Origin of the sequence: Cellulophaga sp., assembly GCF_039943695.1 — a bacterium.
Classification (GTDB): domain Bacteria; phylum Bacteroidota; class Bacteroidia; order Flavobacteriales; family Flavobacteriaceae; genus Cellulophaga.
Map to the genome: position 1 here is coordinate 1 of NZ_JBDVAA010000191.1, position 15,654 is coordinate 15,654.

The 15,654-nt window shown below is 32.3% G+C and carries 14 protein-coding genes; 6 read left to right on the forward strand and 8 right to left on the reverse strand.

Features of this window, described 5'->3' with window-relative positions; genetic code table 11:
- Together ABJD66_RS13535 and cls are read left to right on the forward strand one after the other, a co-directional pair.
- Nucleotides 1–2,604, forward strand: a 2,604-nt coding sequence (locus ABJD66_RS13535; RefSeq protein WP_348132545.1) for an alpha-2-macroglobulin family protein, incomplete at its 5' end; no start/stop codon positions are given.
- 50 nt (nucleotides 2,605–2,654) lie between these two features.
- Nucleotides 2,655–4,112, forward strand: coding sequence for a cardiolipin synthase (gene cls, locus ABJD66_RS13540; protein WP_348132548.1), 1,458 nt, complete (start codon nucleotides 2,655–2,657; stop codon nucleotides 4,110–4,112).
- A gap of 187 nt (nucleotides 4,113–4,299) precedes the next feature.
- Here the strand turns inward: cls and ABJD66_RS13545 are convergent, their stop codons facing one another.
- The 7 genes from ABJD66_RS13545 to ABJD66_RS13575 all read right to left on the reverse strand — a co-directional run bounded on the left by ABJD66_RS13545 (nucleotide 4,300) and on the right by ABJD66_RS13575 (nucleotide 9,708).
- Nucleotides 4,300–5,049, reverse strand: coding sequence for a LytTR family DNA-binding domain-containing protein (locus tag ABJD66_RS13545; RefSeq protein ID WP_100896749.1), 750 nt, complete (start codon nucleotides 5,047–5,049; stop codon nucleotides 4,300–4,302).
- Complete coding sequence (locus tag ABJD66_RS13550; RefSeq protein WP_100896750.1) at nucleotides 5,046–6,134, reverse strand: histidine kinase; 1,089 nt, start codon at nucleotides 6,132–6,134, stop codon at nucleotides 5,046–5,048. Before ABJD66_RS13550 ends, ABJD66_RS13545 begins: the two co-directional genes overlap by 4 nt.
- Nucleotides 6,135–6,284: 150 nt before the next feature.
- Nucleotides 6,285–6,419 (reverse strand): hypothetical protein, encoded by a 135-nt coding sequence (locus ABJD66_RS13555; protein WP_286142098.1) that lies wholly within the window; start codon nucleotides 6,417–6,419, stop codon nucleotides 6,285–6,287.
- Between the two features lie 189 nt (nucleotides 6,420–6,608).
- Nucleotides 6,609–6,743 carry a hypothetical protein gene (locus tag ABJD66_RS13560; protein WP_013621682.1) on the reverse strand — a complete coding sequence of 45 codons (135 nt, stop codon included), beginning with the start codon at nucleotides 6,741–6,743 and terminating at the stop codon, nucleotides 6,609–6,611.
- 186 nt (nucleotides 6,744–6,929) lie between these two features.
- Nucleotides 6,930–7,457, reverse strand: a complete 528-nt coding sequence (locus ABJD66_RS13565) for a DUF4136 domain-containing protein (protein ID WP_100896751.1) — start codon at nucleotides 7,455–7,457, stop codon at nucleotides 6,930–6,932.
- 103 nt (nucleotides 7,458–7,560) lie between these two features.
- Nucleotides 7,561–8,562: a GTPase ObgE gene (gene obgE / locus ABJD66_RS13570; RefSeq protein ID WP_100896752.1), complete on the reverse strand. Its 1,002-nt coding sequence runs from the start codon at nucleotides 8,560–8,562 to the stop codon at nucleotides 7,561–7,563.
- Nucleotides 8,563–8,601: 39 nt separating this feature from the next.
- Nucleotides 8,602–9,708: an adenylate kinase gene (locus ABJD66_RS13575; RefSeq protein WP_100896753.1), complete on the reverse strand. Its 1,107-nt coding sequence runs from the start codon at nucleotides 9,706–9,708 to the stop codon at nucleotides 8,602–8,604.
- A gap of 127 nt (nucleotides 9,709–9,835) precedes the next feature.
- Between ABJD66_RS13575 and ABJD66_RS13580 the strand changes: the two genes are divergently transcribed.
- The 3 genes from ABJD66_RS13580 to ABJD66_RS13590 are packed head-to-tail and all read left to right on the forward strand — an operon-like array spanning nucleotide 9,836 to nucleotide 13,553.
- Nucleotides 9,836–10,990 (forward strand): 5-(carboxyamino)imidazole ribonucleotide synthase, encoded by a 1,155-nt coding sequence (locus tag ABJD66_RS13580; RefSeq protein ID WP_348132556.1) that lies wholly within the window; start codon nucleotides 9,836–9,838, stop codon nucleotides 10,988–10,990.
- Nucleotides 10,991–10,993: 3 nt separating this feature from the next.
- Nucleotides 10,994–11,485 (forward strand): 5-(carboxyamino)imidazole ribonucleotide mutase, encoded by a 492-nt coding sequence (gene purE / locus ABJD66_RS13585; RefSeq protein WP_100896755.1) that lies wholly within the window; start codon nucleotides 10,994–10,996, stop codon nucleotides 11,483–11,485.
- Nucleotides 11,486–11,537: 52 nt separating this feature from the next.
- Nucleotides 11,538–13,553, forward strand: coding sequence for a M3 family metallopeptidase (locus tag ABJD66_RS13590; RefSeq protein ID WP_348132560.1), 2,016 nt, complete (start codon nucleotides 11,538–11,540; stop codon nucleotides 13,551–13,553).
- A gap of 84 nt (nucleotides 13,554–13,637) precedes the next feature.
- Here ABJD66_RS13590 and ABJD66_RS13595 read toward each other — a convergent pair whose 3' ends face one another.
- The gene (locus tag ABJD66_RS13595; RefSeq protein ID WP_100896757.1) at nucleotides 13,638–14,219 is read right to left on the reverse strand and encodes a DUF4494 domain-containing protein; all 582 of its coding nucleotides are present in this window, start codon (nucleotides 14,217–14,219) and stop codon (nucleotides 13,638–13,640) included.
- Nucleotides 14,220–14,562: 343 nt separating this feature from the next.
- Between ABJD66_RS13595 and ABJD66_RS13600 the strand changes: the two genes are divergently transcribed.
- Nucleotides 14,563–15,579, forward strand: coding sequence for an LLM class flavin-dependent oxidoreductase (locus ABJD66_RS13600; protein WP_348132564.1), 1,017 nt, complete (start codon nucleotides 14,563–14,565; stop codon nucleotides 15,577–15,579).
- The last annotated feature ends 75 nt before the right edge of the window (nucleotides 15,580–15,654 follow it).

The following is a 15,654-nucleotide window of genomic DNA, read 5'->3' on the forward strand; positions in this document are numbered from 1 at the left end:
GAGTATATATACCAAGGTCAAAATTATGACGCTTTTAATTGGTATGGGTTGTATATAGGTAACTCTTATTACAATCGTAGGTCTTTATCTGTAATGAGAAAATCTGCATCACCTGTTGCCATGGAAATGGTTGCTGATGAAGATACTGAAGAAATAGTTGTTGTAGAAGAAAGTGATTCTGGTGCTTTAGATGATGCTATTAGTAGCCCAATGGAATCTAAAAAAGACACCACTGCTCCTGCTCCTCCTAAAAAAGAAAAAGAGGCGGTTAAAATTAGAAAAAACTTACAGGAAACAGCTTTCTTTTTTCCAGAATTGCAAACTGATAAAGAGGGTAATGTATCTTTTAATTTTACTACCCCAGAAGCGTTAACTAAATGGAAATTACAATTATTGGCACATACTAAAAGTTTAGAAAGCGCTGTTACTACATTGCAAACTGTAACCCAAAAAGAGCTAATGGTAATGCCTAATGCTCCTCGTTTTTTACGTGAAGGAGATAAGCTTATTTTTAGTAGTAAAATTGCAAATATTACAGATAAAAATTTATCTGGTGTTGCTAATTTAGAGCTTAAAGATGCTGTTACAGGTAAAGATATTACATCAAAATTAATAACATCTGCTAAAGAAAATAACTTCTCTGTAGATGCTAAAGGAAATACAAAGGTTTCTTGGACATTAGAAATTCCAAAAAATCTTCAGGCTGTACAATATACTGTTATTGCTAAGGCAGGCAATTTTAGTGACGGTGAGCAAAATTTGCTTCCGGTACTTACCAATAGAATGTTGGTAACAGAAACTTTACCAATGTGGGTAAGAAGCAATCAAACTAAAAAATTCAGCTTAGATAAATTAAAAAATAACACATCTACAACATTAACAAATCATAAATTAAGTTTAGAAATAACATCTAATCCTGCTTGGTATGCAGTGCAAGCTTTGCCGTATTTAATGGAATATCCGCACGAGTGTAATGAGCAACTTTTTTCTAGATATTATGCAAATACATTGGCTAGCCATATAGCTAATAGCACTCCAAGAATACAAGAGGTTTTTAAACAATGGGCAAATTCTGATGCGTTACTTAGCAACTTAGAAAAAAACCAAGAATTAAAATCGCTTTTAATACAAGAAACTCCTTGGCTAAGAGATGCACAGTCTGAGACGGAACAGAAAAAACGCATTGCCTTACTTTTTAATTTAAATAAAATGAAGAGTGAGCAAGCTGCAGTTATACGTAGGTTAACTAATAACCAAAACAGCAGTGGGGCTTGGGCTTGGTTTAATGGTGGTATAGAAAACAGATACATTACACAGCATATTATTACTGGTTTTGGACATTTAGATGCCCTAAAAGCTCTAAACAATACGGATAAAGATGTAGATAAAATGATTAATAAAGCAATTGCTTATTTAGATAAAGAATTTGTGAGTGAGTATGAGCATATGAAAAAACATAGCTCTAACTTAAAAAGCGATCATTTAAGCAATATGCAGCTACACTATTTATATATGCGTAGTTTTTATCCAGATGTAAAAGCATCTAAAAAAACAAAAGAAGTTACAGAATACTACAGAGGACAAGCTAAAAAATACTGGACAAAGCGTAGCTTATACAATAAGGGGCTAATTGCTTTAAGTTTGTTTAGAATGGATGAAGATGCTACTGTTAAAAAGATTTTAAAATCTCTAAAGCAAAATAGTATTACTTCTGATGAATTAGGAATGTATTGGAAAGAAAACACCAACTCGTGGTATTGGTACCAAGCACCAATTGAAACTCAGGCATTATTAATTGAAGCTTTTGCAGAAATAGAAAACGATACAAAAACAATAGATAATCTTAAAATATGGCTACTTAAAAACAAGCAAACTAACAAATGGAAAACAACAAAAGCTACCACAGAAGCTGTTTTTGCATTGCTACTACAAGGCAGCGATTGGCTTTCTGTTACAGATGCTGTAGATGTTTTAGTAGGTGACAAAAAAATAGATCCTAACAAATTAGAAGATGTTAAAATTGAAGCTGGTACTGGTTATTATAAAACAGCTTGGAATGGTAAAGAAATAGAACCTAAAATGGCAGATGTACAAATTACCAAAAAAGGTAATGGTATTGCTTGGGGCGCTATGTACTGGCAGTATTTTGAAGATTTAGACAAAATTACATCTGCAGAAACACCGCTTAAATTATCTAAAAAATTATTCTTAAAAAAGAATACAAATACTGGCGAGCAAATATCAGAAATTACTAAAAATACAAAATTGGTGGTAGGTGATTTGGTAAAAGTACGCATAGAGCTTAGAGCAGACAGAGCAATGGAATTTGTACATATGAAAGATATGAGAGCCTCTGGACTGGAGCCTTTAAATGTAATATCTAGATACAAATGGCAAGACGGTTTAGGGTATTATGAAAGCACAAAAGACGCTAGCACAAATTTCTTTTTTGATTATTTACCTAAAGGAGTTTATGTATTTGAGTATGATTTACGTGTAAATAATGCTGGTGATTTTAGCAATGGCATTACAACAATACAAAGTATGTATGCACCAGAATTTAGCAGCCATAGTAAAGGTGTACGTGTTTCTGTTAACAAATAGTATACGTTAAACAAATGTATTGCTTATCTTAACAAGATAAACTGTTTTTTATGAACTGGATACTGCTGTTAGAAATACTATACGTACCCTTATTAATTTTTACTTGTCTACGTATAATTTATGATACAAGAGGCACAACAAAAACACTTGCTTATTTATTAAGTGCAGTGTTTTTGCCTTTTATAGGTATTATCATTTATTTTTCTTTTGGTATAAATTACAGAAAGCATAAAATGTATGCCAACAAGTCTTTGTTGGATGTGAGACAAAAAGAAGTTTTAGAAAAGCAAATTATTGCACACTCTAAAGAGGTATTGGCAAACGGTAATGAGTCTGCCAAAAGTAGATCAGAATTGGTAAACCTTTTGTTAAAAGATACCACTAGCCCACTTACCAACAATAACACCGTAAAGCTTTTACTAAATGGCGAAAACAAATTTCCGGAAGTTTTAAAAGCTATTGAAGCCGCAAAACATCATATACACATAGAGTACTACATTTTTAGAGATGATGAAATTGGAAATACAATAGAAAAATTGCTTCTTAAAAAAGCAAAAGAAGGTGTAAAAATTAGGTTTATTTATGATGATTATGGTAGCTCTGAAATAAGAAAAACACTAAGTAGCAGGTTAAGAGATGCAGGTATAGAAGCTGTACCGTTTTATAAAATAAAATTAATTGCATTTGCAAACAGACTTAACTACCGTAACCACCGTAAAATTATTGTAATAGATGGCAAAGTAGGTTTTGTTGGTGGTATAAATGTGAGCGATAACTATGTAAATAAAAAGAATAGTACAGATCGTGTTTTTTGGAGAGATACACACTTAAAAATTGAAGGGCCTGCGGTTACTTACTTGCAATATATATTCTTGTCTGACTGGAATTCTTGTTCTACTCAAAATTTAATTTTAGAGAAAGGTATGTATGTGCCTTTTAATTCTTTTACATACACAGATACTAAGTTAGTACAAATTGCTGCTAGTGGTCCAGACTCTAACTCGCCTACAATTTTATATTCTATTTTACAGGCAATTTACTTAGCTGAAGAAGAAATTTTAATTACTACTCCTTATTTTATTCCCGGTGAAAGTATGTTAGATGCTTTAAATATTGCTGCTATGAGTGGTTTAAAAGTAAAACTACTAGTTCCGTACAACTCAGACACACTACTAGTTAACGCAGCATCTAGAGCATATTACAGAGAAATATTAAATGCAGGAGTAGAAATATACAGATATAAAAAAGGATTTGTACATGCAAAAACTATAGTTACAGATAAAAAAATAGCTATTGTTGGTACAGCCAATATGGATACTAGAAGTTTTGAGCTTAATTTTGAAGTAAACGCTATTGTTTATGATGAAGAAATTGCCACAGAACTTACCACTGCATTTTATAATGACTTAATTGACTCTGAACAAATAGATAAAGAAAAGTGGATTAACAGACCTTGGTATATTAAATTAACAGACAAAATAGCTAAGTTACTTTCCCCAATGCTATAACTAATTGTTTTTTAATGTTTTAAATTGAAGATTTCAAATATTTTAATTAACTTTAGAAAACACATCTAAATTTAAATTATTACTACATAAAATACACAGGCCTACTTTATGGCTAATTTCCTGAAAGATGCATAAAAAGTAGTGGTTTTTTACCCCACGATTTAGTCATTACTTTTTTGTATCTTTTTTAAATACTCATTTTATCTTTAAAAATGTAAGACTGTCTTCTAGACACCTCAACTTCTTCACCAGAGTTCATTGTTAATTTAAGCTTACCATTAAACCAAGGCACAACATTAGCTATATAATTTACATTTATAATTTGCTGCCTGTTTACTCTAAAAAAGTTATGATCTGGTAGTTTTTCTTCAACTTGGTTTAAAGACTTATATAACATTGGTTTTTCGCCTTTAAAATATACGCGCGTGTAATTACCTACAATTTCAAACAAAGAAATATCTCCTATTTTTACCAACCAACATTTATCGCCATCTTTTATAAAAATCTGACTACTTTCTGTTAGCTTCTCTTTAGTCTCGTTAGTAACATTTTCTTCGCTACTTTCTGCAGTAGAACCTTCTAACTGGACCTTTACTTTTTCTATTGCCTTTCCAAAGCGTTTTGCATTAATAGGTTTTAAAATATAATCCAATGCATTATACTCAAAAGATTTAATTGCATACTCATCAAAAGCTGTTGTAAATACCGTAATTGGTACTTTATCTAGCATTTCTAAAAGTTCAAAACCATCTTTTTCTGGCATATTAATGTCTAAAAATAATAGGTCGGGCTGTGTTTCATTAATTAACTTGTAGCCTTCATCTACATTTTCTGCTTCACCAAGAATTTCTATCTCACCTTGGTTTTTTATCAATTCTTTTAGCTCATTTCTGGCTAACCTAGAGTCTTCTACTATAACTGCTTTAATCATACTCATACCATTGGTATTTTAATATTTGCTACTACCTCTTCATTTATCTCTTCTAAAGAAAACTCTGCTAAGTTTCCGTATAACAACCGTAGTCGTTGTTTTATATTTTTAAGACCTAACTGTGTAGAGCCTTTTACTATTTTTAATTTACCTGTATTACGCACAATAATATGCAAATATTTTTCTGTTCTGTTTGTAATTAAGGTAATTGTACCTCCTTTAATTAGATTTGCAATTCCGTGTTTTGCTGCATTTTCTACCAATAACTGTATTATCATTGGTGGTATAGAAACAGATAGTGAGTTAGGGTCTACTTCTTTTACAAACTCTAACCTATCTTCAAACTGAATTTTAGATAAGGCTATATAATTCTCTACCATATCTAACTCTTCTTCCAAAGCAATAGAATTTACATCGTTCTTAATTAAAGAATACCTGAGCATTTCAGACAATTTTGTAAGCATTTCTCTAGACTTACCAACGTCTTCTAACATTAAGCCTCTAATATTGTTTAAGCTATTAAACATAAAATGAGGATTAATTTGCCCCTTTAAAGAGTTTAACTGAGACTCCTTTAAACTCCCCTCTAACTTAAACTGTTTAAGAGTAATGTTTTTGTTATAGTCATAGGCTTTTATAACTAAAACTGTAAAAAGCCATATCACAAACATTGCAGAGAAGAATGGTATATTTGTTAAACGCATAAACCAATTTATAGAGTCTGTTAAGCTTTTTTCAGATTCAAAACTAGAAATACTCTGAACCACATCTAACATTGGCCATAATATTAAAGAATATATTATCTGTACTCCAATAAAAAGCAATACCAAACTAACTACGTTTCGTTTTTTAAGATTACCAAACGCTATGTGCTTTTCTATATAATATAATAATATAAAAGACATTGCATATGCTAGTAAGCCACATGCAATACCTTCTCCTATTAAGTAACCTATGTAACCGTAATATTCGTTTTGGTCTGCATATTCTAATCCGTAAGAGACTTTGTCAAAAGTTAGTGTGGATAGTATTAAAACCAACCATCCTATTAAGGCAAAAACCCAGTATTTCCAGTTATTTATAAGTTTCATTAAATTTATTCTAATACATTAATACGCTAATAAAAGCTTTTTATAATTATGCTTAAGCGATAATGTTTAAAATTACGACAATCAATAATTCTGCTAGTAGTATCATAATATTTTTTTTTAGATTGATGGTTAATGGTTGATTACTTGTTTTTAAAATCCTAAGTGATACAAAAGTTTACCAAAATTGTAACCCAAACCAAAAAGTAGTGCAAGAGCAAAAGTGCTAATTAAAATACCATAAGCAATTGCATTTACTTTTTTGGTTAAAGTTGTTGGTTTCTGCATAACTGTTAGTTTTAAATTTGATGATTTTGATTGATGAACTATTTATTAATGAACTGTTGTTGATTGATTGATGATTTGTTTTTGATTGATGATTCAAAAATAAAATAGTTTAAATGTCTTTTTAGGTAATTTATGGCGAACGGTAGTATTTAAAACCTAAACGGCAATACAGGTTAACACCTTGGTTTATTATACAAATAACTGTACAATAGCACCGCCTAATTTGTAGCCTACGTGGTATACTGGCACTATTGCTATAATGCTACATATTAATAAGGCTTTAATTTGTTCTGCTTTTTTGATGATTGCTATTCTATTTTTCATAATACAAAAATTTAAGGTTGTTATTAGTTGTTTAATTATGATGTAAAGGTATAGCAGCTTATCCCTAAAAAAATCCGTTTTATGACAAACGGTAATTTAAGATTAGCGAACGGTAATTTTGAAGAATTGAATTGAAATTGCTGTACACACAGCACATAACTAGCTATATTACAAGCAACAAACTAATTATTTTTTTACTTTGGGAGGATATTTACTTAGTGCTTTTTCTACTATTTGCAGCAATTTAAGCTCTTTAGCTTCTGGTGTTTGGTTTTCTTTGTAGCCACTAACGCTAGTTGCTTGCCATACTAATGCATCTCTTTGTACATCTATAAAGTCAAACGTAATTTCTCTATCTAATTGGGCTCCGCCAATTGGCAAACCAACAGACAGTCCGCCACCAATATTATTACCGCCACCACCTAAACCAACACCAACAGAGTTGTTTGGTGTTCCTTTATATACTTGTGCCGTAATATTAATATAAATCTCTGGTTCTTCTGCTAATTTAAACCCTTTTGTACGCATAACATCTTCTACAGCGTTTAGCAAACGTTTGGTATCTAAATCGTTTAAACCGGTTTTCATATCCATATAAAAACCATATGTAGTGTAAGCCGTAAAGTCTAAATCTTTATCGTAATCATAATTTACACGTATAGTATTACAAGAGACAAACAATAAAATTAAAAGTAGAGATACGTAGCTTTTCATTGGTATATATTTTAGTTGCACTTATCTAATATACGGTTTAAACAAGAGGTATAGCCTTTTAAAGTTATTAAAAAGATATGGTAACACTCTACAATTAAACAAATTAATTGTTAAGCTGCTGCCACAATTTATCTTTTAACTCTTGTAAACCTTGCTGCGCTACAGAAGAAATAAACATATATGTTGCACCATCTAAGTCTCTGTCTAACTCAACACTCATTTCTGCAATAAGTTCATCATCTAACATATCACTTTTAGAAATTACAACAAAACGTTCCTTATCTATAAGTTCTGGGTTATATCTTTTTAACTCATCTAACAGTATTTTATATTCTTTACCAATATCCTTACTGTCTGCAGGTATTAAAAATAATAAAGTAGCATTACGCTCTATATGTCTTAAAAAGTAATGCCCTAAGCCTTTACCTTCTGCTGCACCTTCTATAATACCAGGTATATCTGCCATTACAAAACTCTGAAAATCGCGATACTGCACAATTCCTAAGTTTGGTTTTAGCGTAGTAAACTCATAATCTGCAATTTTAGGCTTTGCAGAAGTTAACACAGATAATAAAGTAGATTTACCTGCATTAGGAAAACCAACTAAACCTACATCTGCCAATACTTTTAACTCTAGAGTTATTTGCATTTCCTCACCAGACATTCCTGGCTGTGCATATCTAGGAGTTTGGTTGGTACTAGTTTTAAAATGCCAGTTACCACGGCCACCTAAACCACCTTTTACTAGTATTACTTCTTCTCCGTGTTCTGTAACCTCTAGTACAATTTCGTTAGTTTCTGTATCCCTAACAACTGTTCCTAGTGGCACATCCATATACACATCTTGTCCGTCTGCACCAGAACTACGGCCTTTACTACCGTGCTCACCGTGTCCGGCTTTAAAGTGTCTTTGTACCTTATAATTTAATAAAGTCCACAAATTTTTATTACCACGCAAAATAATATGACCACCACGGCCACCATCACCACCATCTGGACCACCTTTGGTAATATACTTTTCTCTATGCAAGTGCACAGAGCCTTTACCTCCGTTACCAGAAGAAACCGTCATCTTTACATAGTCTACAAAATTACCTTCGGTCATTGTTTTAGGTTATGGAATTAATATAATAAGTGTGTAGTTTTATAAAGTATCTATTACTTTACTTAACCTTGTTGTAATATCTTTTATTTCTCCTATACCATCTACAGTATGGAATTTGCCTTGCTTGTCATAGTATGCTTGTAACGGAGCAGTTTTTTGGTTGTACTCATCAAACCTATTACGAATTTTACTTTCGTCTTGGTCATCACTTCTACCACTAACTTTACCACGTTCTAACAAACGTTGTATTAAAACTTCGTCATTTGCATCTAAAGCAATAGTTGCATCAATCTTCATATCTTTAGTAGATAAAAAGTTATCTAATGCTTCTGCTTGTGCAGTTGTTCTTGGGAAACCATCAAAAATAAATCCACTTGCATCCGGATTCTTCTCTACTTCTTCCTTTAACATATTAATTGTTACTTCATCTGGTACCAACTCACCCTTATCTATAAAAGACTTTGCTAGTGTACCTAATTCTGTACCATTTTTTATATTGTAACGAAACACATCTCCTGTAGAAATATGTTTTAAATTGTACTGTTCTTTTAAAAAATTTGCCTGTGTGCCCTTGCCAGCTCCCGGTTTCCCGAATAGTACAAGATTTATCATATTATTTTGATTTAGTTGATACACTTCTTTTAGGTTTCTACCAAGCTCGTTATAATCTAACCCGTAACCTACAATAAATTTATTTGGAATTTCTATACCTACGTAATCTATATTATACTCACCACTATACACAGATGGTTTGTAAAATAAAGTAGCTATTTTAAACTCTTTAACGTTACTATTGCTAAACATATGCACCAGCTCTTTAACAGTACGGCCAGTGTCTATAACATCTTCTAATATTATTACACTTCTACCTTCAATAGTATCAGATACATCTATTAGTGTTTCTACAATTCCTGTAGAAGACAGCCCACTGTAAGAACTTAGTCTAACAAAAGAAACCTCGCAATTGTGTTCGTATGCTTTAAGCAAATCTGCTACAAACATAAAAGAACCATTAAGTACACCTATAAAAACCGGAACCTCATCTTTGTAATCTTCGGCAATTTTATCCGCTATATTTTTAACCGCAGCTAAAATCTGTTGCTCGGTTAAATAAGGTCTAAAATATTTGTCGTGTAGCTTAATCAATTGGATGTTCATTTATTAAAAGCGCAAATATACCATTTTGATTTCTCTTTTTAGGATATACAAGAGCAGTTTTAAGATTTAAGTGTATTTTTGTTACCAAGTTAACAATACTGCAAAAATTACAAAAATGAACTTTTTTTCTTCTGACTTTAAACTTGGTATCTTGGGCGGTGGCCAATTAGGTAAAATGATGCTCTATGAAACCCGTAAATTAGACATATTTACTAAAGTTTTAGAAGCTACAGATGATGCACCCTCTAGTATTGCTTGTAATGAATTTGTTAAAGGTGATATTTTAGATTTTGATACTGTTTACAATTTTGGAAAAACGGTAGATGTACTAACTATAGAAATAGAAAATGTAAATTTATCTGCGCTTGAAAAATTAGAAAACGAAGGCAAAAAAGTATACCCACCAACAAGTGCTTTACGTGTTATACACAACAAGGCTACTCAAAAATTATTCTACGTAGACCATAATATACCTACCGCAGATTTTCACAGATTTGCCTATACTAGCGAAATTAAAGATAGTATAGAAAATGGCGGATTAAACTTACCATTTGTTTGGAAATGTGCACAGTTTGGTTATGATGGTCAAGGTGTAAAAGTTGTACGTACATTAACCGATTTAGAAGATCTACCCAATGTAGAATGTATTGCAGAAGAAATGGTGCCTTTTAAAAATGAACTTGCAGTAATTGTTGCTCGCAATAGTAAAGGCGAAGTAAAAACATACCCTGTGGTAGAAATGGAGTTTCACCCAGAAGCCAACCAAGTAGAATATGTTATTTGTCCGGCTAGAATACCAGACGCCGTTGCCCAAAAAGCACAAGAAGTAGCTTTACAAGTAGCAGATAAAATTAAACACGTTGGTTTGTTAGCTGTAGAAATGTTCCAAACTAATGAAGATGAAATATTAGTGAACGAAGTTGCTCCTAGACCACACAACAGCGGGCATTATAGTATAGAAGCTAGCTACACTAACCAGTTTGAGCAACATATACGTGCTATACTGGGCTTGCCATTAGGTAATACAAAAAGTAAAGTTGCTGGTATTATGGTAAATCTTGTTGGTGCAGAAGGCTATACGGGTAATGTAGTCTATAAAAATATGGAAGATATTTTAAAGCTAGAAGGTGTTACTCCGCATATTTACGGTAAAAAGGAAACAAGACCTTTTCGTAAAATGGGACACGTAACTATTGTAAATAAAGATGTAGATAAGGCTCGTAAGATAGCCGAACAAGTAAAAAATACAATTAAAGTAATAAGCGAATAAATTATGAGCAAAGTAGCCGTAGTAATGGGAAGCACAAGTGACCTTCCTGTAATGCAAGACGCAATAGATATTTTAAAAGGTTTTGATATTGAGGTAGATGTAGATATTGTTTCTGCACACCGTACACCAGAAAAATTATTCGACTTTAGTAAAAACGCACATACAAACGGTTATAGTGTTATTATTGCAGGTGCAGGTGGCGCAGCACACCTACCTGGTATGGTTGCATCTATGTCTCCACTACCAGTAATTGGTGTTCCTGTAAAAAGTAGCAACTCTATAGATGGTTGGGATTCTGTTTTATCAATATTACAAATGCCTGGTGGCGTACCTGTTGCAACTGTTGCTCTAAATGGCGCAAAAAACGCTGGTATTTTAGCAGCACAAATTATTGGTTCATCTGACAAATGTGTATTGGATAAAATAATTTTTTATAAAGAAGGATTAAAGCAAAAAGTTATTGAAGGAGCAGAAAAAGTAAAAAGCATAAAGTAATACAGCCCTTCTAAAATTTTCTCATTACCCTAATATCTTAAAATATTAAAAAATGAATCCATTATTATCCCATTTTGATACTGCACCGTTTTCTCAAATTGAAAACGAGCATTTTATGCCTGCTTTTACACAAGCTATGGCAGATGCAAGAGCAGAAATAGATGCTATAACAAATAATACTAACGCTCCTACATTTAAAAATACTATTGAGGCTTTAGATTTTGCTGGTGAGCAGTTAGACCGTATTTCTAGTGTATTTTTTAATTTAAATTCAGCAGAAACCAATGAAGAAATTCAGAAAATAGCACAGGAAGTTTCTCCTTTATTATCTGAGTTTGGTAATGATATTACTTTAAACGAAGCTTTATTTAAAAGAGTTAAAGCTGTTTATGAACAAAAAGACAATTTAGATCTAACTGTAGAGCAACAAACATTGTTAGACAAAAGATACAAAGGATTTAGTAGAAACGGAGCAAACATTACTGAGGATAAAAAAACTAGACTTAGAGAAATAGATGCAGAATTGTCTAAACTAAAACTAAAGTTTGGAGAAAATGTATTGGCAGAAACCAATAAATTTAAAATGCATTTAACTAATGAAGCAGATTTAGATGGTTTGCCAGAAGGTGAAAAAGAAGCTGCAGCACAACTAGCAAAATCTAAAGATTTAGATGGTTGGTTAATAACATTAGATTATCCTAGCTATATACCTTTTATGAAGTATGCTAAAAACAGAGAGCTTCGTAAAAAATTATCATTAGCATTTGGTAGTAAAGCGTTTAAAGGTGATGAGTTAGACAACCAGGAAAATGTATTAAAAATAGCAAAATTACGCCACGAGCGTGCCAACTTACTTGGGTATGCAACACACGCAAATTTTGTATTAGAAGAACGTATGGCAGAAACGCCAGAAAAAGTACATTCTTTTTTAAATGAATTATTAGAAAAAGCAAAACCAGCTGCTGAACGCGAGTTTAAACAGCTTGAAGATTTTGCTAAGGAATTGGATGGTATAGACCAATTACAAAAATGGGATGGTGCGTATTATTCTGAAAAACTAAAGCAAAAACTTTTTAGCTTAGATGATGAAATACTAAAACCTTACTTTAAACTAGAAAATGTAATTGCTGGTGTTTTTAAAGTAGCCGAGAAATTATTTGGTTTACAGTTTAAAGAAGTTAACAATGTAGACAAATACCATGAAGATGTAAAAACATACGAGGTGTATGACGCAGATCATACTTTTGTCTCTTTATTCTACGCAGATTTTCACCCAAGAGCTGGCAAGCGTGGTGGCGCTTGGATGACGTCTTACAAACCACAATATATAAAAGACGGTGTAAACGTTCGTCCGCATATATCTAACGTATGTAATTTTACAAAACCTACAGACACTAAACCATCATTGTTAACTTTTAACGAGGTTACAACATTGTTTCATGAATTTGGTCACGGTTTACACGGTATGTTAGCAAACACTACGTACCCAAGTTTATCTGGCACATCTGTGTATTGGGACTTTGTAGAATTACCAAGTCAGGTTTTAGAAAACTGGTGTTATGAGAAAGAAGCTTTAGAGCTTTTTGCAACACATTACCAAACAGGAGAAGTTATACCTATGGAGTTGGTGCAAAAAATAAAAGAATCTGCTACTTTTCAAGAAGGTATGCAAACCTTACGTCAATTAAGTTTTGGTTTATTAGATATGTCTTGGCACGGTGTAGACCCAACAAAATTTGCAGATGTTAAAGCACAAGAAGATAAAGCTTTTACAGGCACAGATTTATACCCTAGCACAGCAGAAACTTGTATGAGCACTGCTTTTTCTCATATTTTCCAAGGAGGATATTCTTCTGGTTATTACAGTTATAAATGGGCAGAAGTTTTAGATGCAGACGCGTTTGCTTACTTTAAACAAGAAGGAATTTTTAACAAAGACGTAGCTACTAAATTTAAAGATAATGTATTGTCTAAAGGAGGTACAGAAAACCCAATGGTTTTATACAAACGTTTTAGAGGTGCAGAACCAAAAGTTGAAGCTCTACTAGAAAGAGCGGGATTATTGTAGATTACAATAAAATGTAAACATAAAAACCAGGATAATAATTTACTTATTATCCTGGTTTTTTATTTTAGTAAGAGTACTTACTCTCTATTCTTCTTCATCTAAATCTACCTCTGCACTAACAAGCGCTAACGCTTCATCCTCTAAAATTTCTTTAGCCTCTTCTGTTTCTTCTACCTCAGGAACAGAATCTTTTATTTCGTTAAATTTATGAATACGATCTAACTCTCCTTCTTCACCAGAGAAATAAGGAAAAACATCCATAATTGGTGACTCTGTAATAGCTGGTATGGTATAATCTCCCATAGTATCTTTCATTACAGCAACGGTATTATCATATGCTTCTTTAACATCGTTAGCTTGTACTAATAAGTACATATTTGTTTTACGCTCTTTACCACTTTCTTCATCAAAAGCAATTAAAGAAACTTTACTTTTAAACCAACGATCTGTGTTTTCAAAAGGATGAATTTCTGCAAAATTAGCAACCTTAATGTTTGTTATTTTAAACTCATCACTAATGTAAGCTTTCATCTCCTCATTAATTCTAGTTTCTGCCTCCGTATAAGAAATAGCATCTACCAAATAAGGTTCTGTTGTTACTTTTTGAGCTCCAGTGTCGCTCATTTTTCTATATTTTACCTTGCATTCGTACCAAGTTGCGCTCATAATTTTTCCTGTTTTTTGGGAAGCCAAATATAACCGTTACATAAAAAATTAAACTGCTATTATAAAAATAGATATTCACAATTTAAAATTAAAAAACATAGCATACTTATAACAAGGCAGTTGAATTTAAAACTTCTAATATTAATCTATTTTTTAACTCCTAAACTTCACTTAAATAAATCATAACACATCTTAAAATAGCCGTGTTATTTAGCGCTTAATTGTATTTTTGTAGCTCATAATTTACACGCCGCTAAGCACGTGTAATTAATAGGTCTTTAGTACGACAAAATAAAGTCCAAAAACTGTTACTTTCTTAAAATAGCAGCAAAAAATTAAAAAAATGTCATTAAAAAAAATAGCATATTCGGTTTTAGAACTCGCAATTGTATCTAAAGGTAGTTCTTTACAAACCACGTTTAATAATAGTGTAGACCTTGCACAAAACGCAGAAAAATTTGGTTACAAGCGTTTTTGGCTAGCAGAGCATCATAACTCTATAACCATAGCTAGTTCTGCAACCGCAATATTAATAGGTAAAGTTGCAGAAAACACAAAAACAATACGTGTTGGTTCTGGTGGTATTATGCTACCCAACCACTCCCCTTTAATTATTGCCGAACAATTTGGCACATTAGGTAGTTTATATGCTAACCGTATAGATTTAGGTTTAGGTAGAGCTCCAGGAACAGACCCAGAAACGGCACACGCTATTAGAGCAAACCACACACAGGCAGCACACTCGTTCCCTGAAGAAGTTGTACAAATACAACAGTATTTTTCTGCAGAAAACAAAAACTCTAAAGTAAGAGCAACAGTTGCTGAGGGTGTAGATGTGCCATTATATATTTTAGGTTCTAGTACAGACAGTGCACATTTATCATCTAGAAAAGGCTTGCCATACGCATTTGCTAGTCATTTTGCTACAGCAAAGCTTCATGAAGCACTTAAAATTTACAATGAAGAATTTGTACCGTCTAGTTATTTAGATAAACCATACACTATGGCTGGTGTAAATGTTATTGTAGCTGATACCGATGAGGAAGCTGAAAAAATATCTACATCATTACTTAAAATTATAGTTGGCCTACTTACCAACCAAAGAGATTTTATGTTACCGCCAGTAGAAATGACAGATGATTTGCGTGAACTTTTTAAACACCCTGCTGTAGACCAAATGTTAAAATATTCTTTTATAGGAAGTAAAACAACTGTAAAAAAACAGGTAAAAGAATTTCTAGAACAAACTCAGGTTGATGAGCTTATTGCGGTAACAAACATTTACGATCATAAAGACCGCATAAAATCATATAAATTATTTGCAGAAATAATGAATGAAATAAATTTAGAAAAGGAATAAAAGTAAGTTTTTTTTGTTTTCATAGAGCAATTTTTTGGATTTGTAATTTCACGGTAATCCGTGTGTATAGATCTT

Coding starts and splice junctions, on each gene's coding strand:
- ABJD66_RS13600 (WP_348132564.1), top strand. CDS start 14,563: ATGTCATTAAAAAAAATAGCATATTCGGTTTTAGAACTCGCAATTGTA.
- ABJD66_RS13580 (WP_348132556.1), top strand. CDS start 9,836: ATGAACTTTTTTTCTTCTGACTTTAAACTTGGTATCTTGGGCGGTGGC.
- ABJD66_RS13545 (WP_100896749.1), bottom strand. CDS start 5,049: ATGAGTATGATTAAAGCAGTTATAGTAGAAGACTCTAGGTTAGCCAGA.
- cls (WP_348132548.1), top strand. CDS start 2,655: ATGAACTGGATACTGCTGTTAGAAATACTATACGTACCCTTATTAATT.
- ABJD66_RS13590 (WP_348132560.1), top strand. CDS start 11,538: ATGAATCCATTATTATCCCATTTTGATACTGCACCGTTTTCTCAAATT.
- ABJD66_RS13565 (WP_100896751.1), bottom strand. CDS start 7,457: ATGAAAAGCTACGTATCTCTACTTTTAATTTTATTGTTTGTCTCTTGT.
- purE (WP_100896755.1), top strand. CDS start 10,994: ATGAGCAAAGTAGCCGTAGTAATGGGAAGCACAAGTGACCTTCCTGTA.
- ABJD66_RS13595 (WP_100896757.1), bottom strand. CDS start 14,219: ATGAGCGCAACTTGGTACGAATGCAAGGTAAAATATAGAAAAATGAGC.
- ABJD66_RS13550 (WP_100896750.1), bottom strand. CDS start 6,134: ATGAAACTTATAAATAACTGGAAATACTGGGTTTTTGCCTTAATAGGA.
- ABJD66_RS13555 (WP_286142098.1), bottom strand. CDS start 6,419: ATGCAGAAACCAACAACTTTAACCAAAAAAGTAAATGCAATTGCTTAT.
- ABJD66_RS13560 (WP_013621682.1), bottom strand. CDS start 6,743: ATGAAAAATAGAATAGCAATCATCAAAAAAGCAGAACAAATTAAAGCC.
- obgE (WP_100896752.1), bottom strand. CDS start 8,562: ATGACCGAAGGTAATTTTGTAGACTATGTAAAGATGACGGTTTCTTCT.